The organism is Bacillus sp. GW823-FHT06A10, from assembly GCF_058795375.1.
Map to the genome: position 1 here is coordinate 1,143,421 of NZ_JBXAHT010000002.1, position 11,091 is coordinate 1,154,511.

Here is an 11,091-nt window from a genome sequence, read left to right on the forward strand (position 1 = left end):
CGAAGAGAGTTACACCCAGTCATTGCTATAAAAGAATCATATATAATCATAGAAACAAGTAATTACTATTGTCATAGTGGATATAAACTTTTTTCTTGACTTTTTATACGAAGGCGAGCAAAATGGTAAAAAAGGAAGGGGGGATGATGATGGAAGAGTACGTATTAGAGCTGTATAACCTGTTATATACGACAGAATGGCAAGATATTGTTTCGTTTCTAGGAATAGTATTTTGCATGAAAATTGTAATTGTATATATGGAAGAGCAAGGTATGTTCTATTCCTTCTCATCTCCGTTCGATGTGCAGCGCGAGCCGTTGCTAAACTATGCCAATGTGAATTACGAACAATTTCCTTTTGTAGTTTTCTTTATGATTCGATTTATTACAGCAATTGTAAAGAAGAAGGAAAGTGATGATGAAGAGTGCCACGCAACTTGTAAGGTAGCTAACGTTTTTTAAGCTAAATACAAGGAGGAGATTTATATGTGGTTTCGATTTCTTATGATTGGTTTCTTTTCATTAACAGCAATTTCATTAATGGGATATCAAGTGTCTGAAATTTTTCAAGCATATAGCGATACATTTTTTAACAAAAATTAATCGCGTTGCTATTTGAATAATAAAGCGATAAAATCCTTCTTAAGAAGTTTTATTAAGAAGGATTTTTTTCTTTGTTTTGTCTTGCTGTGTCAAACTATTGTCACATTTACACTGTGAATAATATGTTAAAATAGTGAGGTTACGTATACATACTTGAAGGAAGAGGGAGTGACCATTTTGGTGGATCAATCAACAAATCAGAAAAGCTATGCTCCTATTGTGATAACGCTTTCTGTAATTGTAAATGCGATTATTTTATTTTTGTTCTTTGGACCTGTTGGCTATGAAGGAGAAGTACATTTTGATGTAACGATTTTACCAATGTTAAACGCGATTTTTAATAGCTTTACGTTCGTATTTTTATTAGCAGCGTTATTCTCTATTATTAAAAAGAATGTGAAAATGCATCGTGGTTTCATCCTTGCAGCATTTACGACAACTTTACTATTTTGTGTGTCGTATTTATCGTATCATTACTTAGCACCGGCAACACATTTTGGCGGAGAAGGATTCATTAAATATGTGTATTTCATCATTTTAATTACACATATTATCCTAGCAGCAATTATCGTACCACTTGCATTGTTTGCACTTGTATTTGGTTTTACAAATCAATTAACACGTCACCGTAAAATTGTACGTTGGACAATGCCAATTTGGTTATATGTAAGTTTATCTGGTGTTATTGTGTACTTAATGATCTCACCTTATTATCAATAAAAGTCTCAGCCTTTAGGCTGGGGCTTTTTTGTTAAGCAAATCTTTTTGTGAAATGAAAAAAATATGGTATACAAAAGTATAGTTGCTTTTCAAATAGAAGGGATGGTAAAGAAATATGCAAAATTTTGTATTTCGTAATCCAACGAAACTTATTTTCGGTAAAGATCAATTAGAACAGTTAAAAACTGAAATTCCACAGTTTGGTAAGAAGGTTCTTCTCGTATATGGAGGAGGCAGTATTAAAAGAAACGGTATTTATGATAATGTGATTTCTATTTTAAAGGATATTAATGCAGAAGTATTTGAATTGACGGGTGTTGAACCGAATCCTCGTGTATCAACTGTAAAGAAAGGGATTCAAATTTGTAAAGATAATGGAGTCGAATTTATTTTAGCAGTTGGTGGAGGAAGTGTAATCGACTGTACGAAAGCGATTGCTGCTGGTAGTAAATATGATGGAGATGTATGGGATATTGTAACGAAAAAAGCATTTGCTAGTGAGGCATTACCATTTGGTACTGTACTTACTCTTGCTGCGACAGGTTCTGAAATGAATGCAGGCTCGGTAATTACAAATTGGGAAACGAATGAAAAGTATGGATGGGGAAGCCCAGTTACATTCCCACAGTTTTCAATTTTAGATCCAGTTCATACTGCATCTGTGCCGAGAGATCAAACGATTTATGGTATGGTAGATATTATGTCACATGTATTAGAACAATATTTCCATCATGGAACGAATACAGAACTACAAGATCGTTATTGTGAATCTGTTTTAAAAACAGTAATTGAGACAGCTCCCAAGCTTTTAAGTGATTTAGAAAATTATGAGCATAGGGAAACAATTTTATATTGCGGAACGATGGCGTTAAATGGTATTTTAGCGATGGGAGTAAGAGGTGACTGGGCAACTCATAATATTGAACATGCAGTTTCTGCTGTTCATGATATACCGCATGGAGGCGGCTTAGCAATTCTATTCCCTAACTGGATGAAGCATGTCGTAGATGAAAATGTAAGTCGTTTTAAACAGTTCGCTATTCGTGTATTTGAAATAGAAACAGATGGAAAAACAGATAAAGAAGTGGCGTTAGAAGGAATTGAGGCACTGCGTCAATTTTGGACTTCAATTGAAGCGCCAGCAACATTAGCTGATTACGGTATTGGAGAAAATGAAATTGATATAATGGCTAATAAAGCGATGGCGTATGGTGAATTTGGTAACTTTAAAAAATTAAATAAAAATGATGTTCTAAGTATATATAAAGCTTCTTTATAAGTGAATTTAGAAAAGAAACCTATTTGATTGTTTGATCGAATAGGTTTCTTTTTTTGCTTTTTATAAACGTTTATGAATGTTTGTGATTATTTTTGATTGTTTATGGTTGATTTTTGTGACCGTTTTCATTATACTGTAATCAAAGAAGAGGTGAATAAAATGTTAACTCCTGAACGTCATCAAATGATATTGCAACTTGTAAAAGAACAGAAAGTTGTAAAATTACAGCAATTAGTTGAAAGAACAGAAAGCTCTGAGTCGACAATTCGCCGTGATTTAGCACAATTGGAAAAGCAAAGGTTATTAAAAAGAGTTCATGGTGGTGCCGCTGTTTTAACAGGAAAAGGGCAAGAACCAACGATGGTTGAAAAATCATCCAAAAACATTCAAATAAAACAACAAATTGCTAATTATGCGGCTAGCGTTGTTGAACAAGGTGATTGTATTTATTTAGATGCAGGGAGTACAACATTTGAAATGATTCCATTTTTAATCAATAAAGATGTTACTGTCGTTACGAATGGACTTATGCATATTGAAGCTTTAGTTGAAAATAATATTCGTGCGTATTTACTAGGCGGAATGATGAAGAGTAGGACGAAAGCTTTAATCGGTGCTATGGCACAGGAAAGTATGCAGAAGTATCGCTTTGATAAATGTTTTTTAGGTGCAAATGGTGTACATGAACAGCTTGGCTTTACAACGCCAGATCCAGAAGAAGCGCTCCTAAAACAAATGGCACTAACATTAGCAAACGAAGGATATTTCTTAATTGATGAAAGTAAGTTTTCAGAAGTTGCGTTTGCGAAAATTGCAAATGTTGAAGATGCAAATATTATTACAAACCATTTAGAAATTGATTTAGAAAAATATAAAAAACAAACCAATGTAATTGAGGCTGATAAACAATGATCTATACAGTTACTTTAAACCCATCTATTGATTATGTAGTGCAAGTTCCTTCTTTTGATTTAGGAACAATAAATCGAGCGGAGAAAGATATGAAGTTTCCTGGAGGAAAAGGAATTAATGTTTCTCGTGTTCTTCAGCGTTTAGGTGTTAAAAATATAGCACTTGGATTTATTGGTGGATTTACTGGTCAATTTATTAAAGAGGTATTACGTGACGAAGGTGTAACAACAAACTTCGTCCAAGTAGATGAAGATACTCGCATTAATGTGAAAATAAAAGGGAAAGAAGAAACAGAATTAAATGGCCAAGGTCCTATTGTAACAAAGGAGCAGTTCGAACAGTTAATGAAAAAAATTGAGAGTATGCAACCTGGAGATTGTGTTGTACTCGCTGGGAGTGTACCGATCTCTATTCCAAGTACTTTTTACGAATCAATTGCTGCGTTTGGAGCTGAAAAAGGTATTCGTGTAGTAGTAGATGCAAGTGGAAGTGCACTGCAACATGTAATTAAAAATAAGCCATTTTTAATTAAGCCAAACCATCATGAACTTGGTGAGTTGTTTGGAGTGGAGCTTTCAACAGTAGAGGACGTTTTACCTTATGGAAGAAAATTAATTGAACAAGGTGTAAAACACGTTATCGTATCGATGGCTGGAGAGGGAGCTTTATTATTTACGGCAGAAGGTATATATGAAGCGACTGTTCCAAAAGGTGTTGTAATTAATTCAGTTGGGGCCGGAGATTCTCTTGTTGCAGGGTTTGTAGGCAAATATGAACAGACAAAAGATATTGAAAAGGCATTTCAATACGGCGTTGCAACAGGGAGTGCAACAGCATTTTCAGCTGATTTATGTAAGAAGGAAAAAGTAGAAGAATTATTGTCGCAAGTAATTGTAGCTAAGCGATAGGGGGAAGCAACATATGAAAATTACAGAACTATTAAAAAGGGATACAGTCATTATGGATTTGACAGCTTCAAATAAAGAAGCTGTCATAGATGAATTAGTTGAGAAATTAAACGGGGCAAATCGTTTAAATAGTAAAACGGAATTTAAAGAAGCTATTTTAAAGCGGGAGTCCCAAAGTACGACTGGAATAGGGGAAGGTATTGCAATACCTCATGCGAAGACAAAGGCTGTTAAACAACCATCGATTTGTTTTGGTAGAAGTGTAAGCGGTATCAATTATGAGTCGCTTGATGGACAACCGGCATACTTATTCTTTATGATTGCTGCAAGTGAAGGAGCGAATAATACTCATTTAGAAACGTTGTCTCGTTTATCGACATTATTAATGGATGAAGGATTTCGCAAGCAACTATTAGAAGCGAAGGATGAAAGTGAGCTTCTTCAACTATTTGATGAAAAAGAGAATGAAAAAGAAGAAGAGATTGAAGTTGCACAACCAGAAGGAAATGAACCGTACGTACTTGCTGTTACAGCTTGCCCAACTGGAATCGCTCACACATATATGGCGGCGGATAGCTTAAAAGCAAAAGCGGCAGAGTTAGGGGTAGCGATTAAAGTTGAAACAAACGGATCAACAGGTATTAAAAACGGTTTAACGAAAGAGGATATTGAACGTGCAACAGCTATTATTGTTGCGGCAGATAAACAAGTAGAAATGAATCGTTTTGCTGGTAAACATGTCATTCAAGTGCCAGTTGCTGATGGGATTCGAAAAACGGAAAAATTGCTAAATCGAGCTGTCAAACAAGATGCACCAATCTTTAAAGGTGTAAAAGAGGACGGGAAATCAGAAAGTATTGAGAGAGAAAAAGGATTAGGAATTTATAAGCATTTAATGAGCGGTGTAAGTAATATGCTTCCATTCGTTGTTGGTGGCGGGATTTTAATAGCGCTAGCATTTTCGTTTGGTGGTATAAAGGCGGAAGGTCCTTTAGCTGAATTGTTCATGTCAATTGGTGGAGGAAAAACAGGTGCGTTTTTATTCCTTGTACCAATTTTAGCTGGATTTATTGCAAGCTCTATTGCTGATCGTCCTGGTTTTATGCCTGGTGTTGTAGGTGGGTTTTTAGCGGCGAATGCGAATGCTGGATTTTTAGGTGGATTAATTGCTGGTTTCTTAGCTGGATATGTTGTTTTAGGGTTGAAAAGATTATTTTCAGGACTACCAGTACAATTAGAAGGAATTAAACCTGTATTGTTATATCCAGTCTTTGGATTATTGATTACAGGAGTTGTAATGCAAAAAGTAGTAATTCCGCCTGTAGTAGCATTAAATGAAATGTTGACAGGGTGGTTAAATGGTTTAAATGGTACGAATGCTATATTACTAGGTCTTATTTTAGGTGGTATGATGGCGATTGATATGGGTGGTCCAATTAATAAAGCGGCATTTACGTTTGGTATTGCTGCAATAGAAGCACAAAATTTTGGAGTGCACTCAGCAGTTATGGCTGGTGGTATGGTACCGCCACTTGCGATTGCATTCGCAACTACATTCTTTAAATCAAAGTTTACAGAAGCGGAACGTAAATCTGGTTTAACAAATTATATTATGGGAGCATCGTTCATTACAGAAGGTGCGATTCCGTTTGCAGCTGCAGATCCGGTTCGAGTAATCGTAAGTTGTGTTGTTGGTTCAAGTATTGCAGGTGCGTTATCTATGTTATTCCAAATTACATTACCGGCACCGCATGGTGGATTATTTGTAATAGCGTTAGTAAATAAACCGTTACTATATATTTTCTCTATATTAATTGGAACGATTGTCTCGGCTATTATGCTAGGTGTTTGGAAAAAGAAAGTTCAATAACAAATAAAAAGAGAGTAGCTTTTAGTAGCTGCTCTCTTTTTATTACAAAAAAATAAGTTAACAATGGAATATTGATGTTTTTTGGTAAAAGATGTAACGAATTGTGAATTTTTTGTAACAAAAAAGTAACACTGTAATTTTTTCTGGAAAAAAGTTCTTGTGCTCGTATATGAAAAATATATGAAAACCACTGGAGATTGTATGAGAAATACATTTTATTAATATGGAAATTTATGTTACAACTCGTTAATTGTATATTACGAATGCTTTGTAATTGTGTGATTCCTAAAAATTCTAAAAATCTGTTGCTATAATGAAAATACGAAAACAAAGCAAATGGAGGCTATTCATGAAAAAATTATTAAGTATAGCAACAGCAGCAGTTTTTGGTCTTGGGATTTTTGCGGGTTCTGCTAAAGCGGAAACAATTGTAACAACAGACGTATTAAATGTTAGAGAAAACCCAAATGTAGAGTCAAAGCTTGTAGGTAAAGTGTTAAGTGGGAATACACTAGATGTTATAAATACAGAGAATGGATGGACAAAAATTAAGTTAAACGGTAAGGAAGCGTTTGTAAGTGCTGATTTTACAAAGAGCACATATTATGTAACGGCGGGCGTATTAAATGTTCGTGCTGGAGCGAATACTGATTCTGAAATTTTAGGTAAACTTAATAAAAATGATGTGATTGAAACGACGAATCAAGTTCAAAATGAATGGTTACAATTCGACTACAATGGAAAAGTCGGATATGTTCACGTGCCATTTTTAACAGGAACGGCACCTGTAATTGAAAAGAAAGAGGTTGTAGTTCAAGAAGAAGCGCCGGTTAAAAATAATACAGCAGTTAAGAATAAAGAGTATGTTAAGAGTAACGATTCTATTAAGAATGTAGAATCAAGTAAACCTGTGGTAAAAGAAAAGCCGGCTGCAAAACCAGTTGCGAAATCTACTGAAACAAGTGCGCCTACTGGTGGTCGTGAAATTACAGTAGAAGCGACGGCATATACAGCAGATCCGAGTGAGAATGGTTCGTATGGTGGTCGTGTATTAACTGCAATGGGGCATGATTTAACAGCAAATCCAAATATGAAAGTAATTGCTGTTGATCCGAAAGTAATTCCGCTTGGATCAAAAGTATGGGTAGAAGGATATGGAGAAGCGATTGCTGGAGACACTGGTGGTGCGATTAAAGGAAATCGTATTGATGTATTAGTCGGTTCAGATGGTAGTGCTAATAGCTGGGGGCGCAAATCTGTAAAAGTGAAAGTTATACAATAGGTTATCGATATTAATATAAGAAGCGGTTGCTTGAAATTATGTAAGCAGCCGCTTTTTATGGATTATTGAAAGGGATAAATAGTTTTACCTGTAATAATTTTATATGCACTGCAAAATTGTGTTTGTATATATTCTGTATTTTTATTTTCTGGATGTGATGTTGTTTCATGGAGAGTAGAATGAAAAGCCCGTAGTAAACAATTTAGGGCGAAGTATAATTCCTCTTGTGAACAATTTTGTTCTTTTGTAGAAGTAGCTAAAATGAGGTCTTTTGTCAAAGATGAAAAATTGATGGTGGATTGTTTCATAGTTAACTCATCCTCTCGAAACTATTTTTATCATGTATATGCAGAATTGGACAAACTATGTTCTTTTTTATATGTAATTTCATGTACCGAAATGAAAGAACTTGCAATCATGCCGTTAAAATTGGTAAGATTGGGTATAATCAATAGATGGAGTATATTACATAAAGAGAGTTGAATGCTATGGGAGAAGTGCAACGTGAAAAAGTTGCTGTCATCATTGGACCGACAGCTGTTGGAAAGACGAAGTTAAGTATCGATCTTGCCAAAGCGTTGAACGGTGAAATTATTAGTGGTGATTCCATGCAAATCTATCGAACGATGGATATTGGAACTGCAAAGGTAACACAAGCAGAGATGGACGGAATTCCACATTATATGGTCGATATAAAAAATCCGGAAGATTCATTTTCTGTCGCGGAATTTCAAGAACGTGTTCGCAAACATATTCGAGAAATTACAGAACGTGGTAAATTACCAATTATAGTTGGTGGGACCGGTCTTTATATACAATCTGTTTTATTCGATTATCAGTTTACAGATGATGCTGGTGATGTGATATACCGAGAGCAAATGGAAAAGTTAGCTTTAGAACGCGGTGTGGAATATGTACATAAAAAATTGCAAGAAGTAGATCCGGAAAGTGCGGAGCGTATTCATGCAAATAATGTACGACGTGTCATTCGGGCGTTAGAAATTTTCCACACGACGGGTGAAAAAATGAGTGACCAAATTGAGAAACAAGAAAAAGAGTTACTCTATGATGTTTCATTAATTGGCTTGACAATGGATCGAGAAATGCTATACGATCGCATTAACTTACGAGTGGATTTGATGATGGAACAAGGCCTATTAGAGGAAGTAGAAGGTCTGTATAATAGAGGGATACGAGATTGTCAATCTATTCAAGCGATTGGATATAAAGAAATCTATGATTATTTTGAGAATCGAGCCCCTTTAGAAGATGCGGTATCACAATTAAAGACGAATTCGCGTCGTTATGCAAAGCGTCAATTAACGTGGTTCCGTAATAAAATGGATGTCACGTGGTTTGATGTTACAGACGGTGAAAAAACGTCAGAAATTTTACGATACATAGAAGGAAAGTTACAAGTAAAGTCGAATAATAGTAAGTAGAGAAAAAGAGGAGGATTCGACATGAAGCAATCAATCAATATTCAAGATCAGTTTTTAAATCAACTCCGTAAAGAAAATACGTTTGTTACGCTGTACTTATTAAATGGTTTCCAGCTTCGTGGACTAATTAAAGGATTTGATAATTTTACAGTCCTGCTGGAAACAGAAGGTAAGCAACAGCTTATTTATAAACATGCAATTTCTACATTTGTACCACAAAAAAATGTTTCAATTGAATTAGAATAGTAATGAATTATTGTACATAACAAAAAAAGAGCGAGTTTCCTCGCTCTTTTTTTATTTGTCATAAACAATCTATGATGAAATTTAAGCGATTCTAAATACAGTAAGGCGGATGTTAGTATTTCCTGTCGCAGGGATCGTAATCTCATTAAGAGTAGATTGAACAGAAATTCTTGCACCAGCTGCTAATGTTTCGATTGTAGTAAATGAAAGTGAGTCGCCTATTAAATTTGAAGAGAAATTATCAGTTGCGACTGCTCCATTAATTGAAATTCCTACTCCGAGTGGAGCGCATCCTGGCGCAGTTGTAGAAATGGATACGCTAATTACATAAATACCACCGTTAATAACAGTAACTGTATCTGTGCCGTTGAAGATAATATTGTTTACGTTAATTGCAGTACTAAAAATAAAGTTATTAAATTGCAGTACTGTTTGCTGAATATTGTTTGTTACAACAATTGTTGCTATAGGGAAGCTAGGTCCAGTTGGCCCAGTAGGTCCGGTAGGTCCACCAGAAGGTCCAGTAGGTCCAGTAACTCCTATACCAGTAGCGCCGGTAGCACCCGTTGGTCCTTGAATGCCTTGAGGTCCGGTAGCACCCGTGTTACCTTGAACGCCTTGAGGTCCAGTAGCACCCGTGTTACCTTGAACGCCTTGAGGTCCAGTAGCACCTGTGTTACCTTGAACACCCTGAGGTCCAGTAGCGCCGGTAGCACCTGTGTTACCTTGAACGCCTTGAGGTCCAGTAGCACCTGTGTTACCTTGAACACCTTGAGGTCCAGTAGCCCCAGTAGCACCTGTGTTACCTTGAACACCTTGAGGTCCAGTAGCCCCAGTAGCACCTGTGTTACCTTGAACACCCTGAGGTCCAGTAGCGCCGGTAGCACCTGTGTTACCTTGAGCACCTTGAGGTCCAGTAGCACCTGTGTTACCTTGAGGTCCCTGAGGTCCAGTAGGTCCAGGAGGCCCGCCAGAAGGTCCGGTAGGTCCGGTAACTCCTATACCAGTAGCGCCAGTGGCACCGGTAGCACCTGTGTTACCTTGAACACCTTGAGGTCCAGTAGCACCAGTAGCGCCAGTGGCACCGGTAGCACCTGTGTTACCTTGAACACCTTGAGGTCCAGTAGCACCAGTAGCGCCAGTGGCACCGGTAGCACCTGTGTTACCTTGAACACCTTGAGGTCCAGTAGCACCGGTAGCGCCAGTAGCCCCAGTAGCACCTGTGTTACCTTGAGCACCTGTGTTACCTTGAGCACCTTGAGGTCCGGTAGCGCCAGTAGCCCCAGTAGCACCTGTGTTACCTTGAACGCCTTGAGGTCCAGTAGCGCCGGTAGCCCCAGTAGCCCCAGTAGCACCTGTGTTACCTTGAGCACCTTGAGGTCCAGTAGCGCCGGTAGCCCCAGTAGCCCCAGTAGCACCTGTGTTACCTTGAACACCCTGAGGTCCAGTAGCGCCGGTAGCACCTGTGTTACCTTGAACACCTTGAGGTCCAGTAGCGCCGGTAGCACCTGTGTTACCTTGAACGCCTTGAGGTCCAGTGGCACCAGTAGCACCTGTGTTACCTTGAGCACCTTGAGGTCCGGTAGCGCCGGTAGCCCCAGTAGCACCTGTGTTACCTTGAACGCCTTGAGGTCCAGTGGCACCAGTAGCGCCGGTAGCACCTGTGTTACCTTGAACGCCTTGAGGTCCAGTGGCCCCAGTAGCACCTGTGTTACCTTGAACGCCTTGAGGTCCAGTAGCACCAGTAGCGCCAGTGGCACCAGTAGCACCTGTGTTACCTTGAGCACCTTGAGGTCCAGTAGCGCCGGTAGCACCTGTGTTACCTTGAAC

At 37.8% G+C, this 11,091-nt stretch carries 11 protein-coding genes; 9 read left to right on the forward strand and 2 right to left on the reverse strand.

The genetic code is table 11. From position 1 onward, the window contains the following. Window positions 1–122 precede the first annotated feature (122 nt). From AC1Q8M_RS20765 to entD, 7 genes are all read left to right on the forward strand, one after another. Window positions 123–461, forward strand: coding sequence for a hypothetical protein (locus AC1Q8M_RS20765; RefSeq protein WP_003271231.1), 339 nt, complete (start codon window positions 123–125; stop codon window positions 459–461). Window positions 462–779: 318 nt separating this feature from the next. Further along, a complete protein-coding gene (locus tag AC1Q8M_RS20770; RefSeq protein ID WP_000228315.1) occupies window positions 780–1,322 on the forward strand; it encodes a DUF420 domain-containing protein in 543 nt (180 codons plus the stop codon). A gap of 115 nt (window positions 1,323–1,437) precedes the next feature. After that, window positions 1,438–2,601: an iron-containing alcohol dehydrogenase gene (locus tag AC1Q8M_RS20775; RefSeq protein WP_098361322.1), complete on the forward strand. Its 1,164-nt coding sequence runs from the start codon at window positions 1,438–1,440 to the stop codon at window positions 2,599–2,601. A gap of 159 nt (window positions 2,602–2,760) precedes the next feature. Further along, complete coding sequence (locus AC1Q8M_RS20780) at window positions 2,761–3,513, forward strand: DeoR/GlpR family DNA-binding transcription regulator (RefSeq protein ID WP_000957288.1); 753 nt, start codon at window positions 2,761–2,763, stop codon at window positions 3,511–3,513. Continuing rightward, on the forward strand, window positions 3,510–4,421 hold the full coding sequence (gene pfkB / locus AC1Q8M_RS20785; RefSeq protein ID WP_016512431.1) for a 1-phosphofructokinase: 912 nt from the start codon (window positions 3,510–3,512) through the stop codon (window positions 4,419–4,421). Before AC1Q8M_RS20780 ends, pfkB begins: the two co-directional genes overlap by 4 nt. Before the next feature lie 13 nt (window positions 4,422–4,434). After that, entirely contained in the window at window positions 4,435–6,291 is a 1,857-nt protein-coding gene (locus AC1Q8M_RS20790) for a PTS fructose transporter subunit IIABC (RefSeq protein ID WP_098366154.1), read from the forward strand. Between the two features lie 349 nt (window positions 6,292–6,640). Further along, entirely contained in the window at window positions 6,641–7,573 is a 933-nt protein-coding gene (gene entD, locus AC1Q8M_RS20795) for a cell wall-binding protein EntD (protein WP_016512433.1), read from the forward strand. Window positions 7,574–7,635: 62 nt separating this feature from the next. Here entD and AC1Q8M_RS20800 read toward each other — a convergent pair whose 3' ends face one another. Next, complete coding sequence (locus AC1Q8M_RS20800) at window positions 7,636–7,881, reverse strand: hypothetical protein (protein ID WP_000814431.1); 246 nt, start codon at window positions 7,879–7,881, stop codon at window positions 7,636–7,638. A gap of 180 nt (window positions 7,882–8,061) precedes the next feature. Here AC1Q8M_RS20800 and miaA point away from each other — a divergent pair, with 180 nt between their 5' ends. Next, window positions 8,062–9,015, forward strand: a complete 954-nt coding sequence (gene miaA / locus AC1Q8M_RS20805) for a tRNA (adenosine(37)-N6)-dimethylallyltransferase MiaA (protein ID WP_000504953.1) — start codon at window positions 8,062–8,064, stop codon at window positions 9,013–9,015. 21 nt (window positions 9,016–9,036) lie between these two features. Next, complete coding sequence (gene hfq, locus AC1Q8M_RS20810; RefSeq protein WP_000813896.1) at window positions 9,037–9,261, forward strand: RNA chaperone Hfq; 225 nt, start codon at window positions 9,037–9,039, stop codon at window positions 9,259–9,261. Window positions 9,262–9,342: 81 nt separating this feature from the next. Here the strand turns inward: hfq and AC1Q8M_RS20815 are convergent. After that, window positions 9,343–11,091 (reverse strand): Gly-Xaa-Xaa repeat protein (locus AC1Q8M_RS20815; protein ID WP_492334188.1); only part of this gene is annotated, 1,749 nt, incomplete at its 5' end.

What these genes read in the sequence shown, in the direction of transcription:
- AC1Q8M_RS20765 (WP_003271231.1), top strand. Translation starts at nt 123, where the DNA reads ATGGTAAAAAAGGAAGGGGGGATGATGATGGAAGAGTACGTATTAGAG.
- AC1Q8M_RS20775 (WP_098361322.1), top strand. Translation starts at nt 1,438, where the DNA reads ATGCAAAATTTTGTATTTCGTAATCCAACGAAACTTATTTTCGGTAAA.
- AC1Q8M_RS20780 (WP_000957288.1), top strand. Translation starts at nt 2,761, where the DNA reads ATGTTAACTCCTGAACGTCATCAAATGATATTGCAACTTGTAAAAGAA.
- pfkB (WP_016512431.1), top strand. Translation starts at nt 3,510, where the DNA reads ATGATCTATACAGTTACTTTAAACCCATCTATTGATTATGTAGTGCAA.
- AC1Q8M_RS20790 (WP_098366154.1), top strand. Translation starts at nt 4,435, where the DNA reads ATGAAAATTACAGAACTATTAAAAAGGGATACAGTCATTATGGATTTG.
- entD (WP_016512433.1), top strand. Translation starts at nt 6,641, where the DNA reads ATGAAAAAATTATTAAGTATAGCAACAGCAGCAGTTTTTGGTCTTGGG.
- AC1Q8M_RS20800 (WP_000814431.1), bottom strand. Translation starts at nt 7,881, where the DNA reads ATGAAACAATCCACCATCAATTTTTCATCTTTGACAAAAGACCTCATT.
- miaA (WP_000504953.1), top strand. Translation starts at nt 8,062, where the DNA reads ATGGGAGAAGTGCAACGTGAAAAAGTTGCTGTCATCATTGGACCGACA.
- hfq (WP_000813896.1), top strand. Translation starts at nt 9,037, where the DNA reads ATGAAGCAATCAATCAATATTCAAGATCAGTTTTTAAATCAACTCCGT.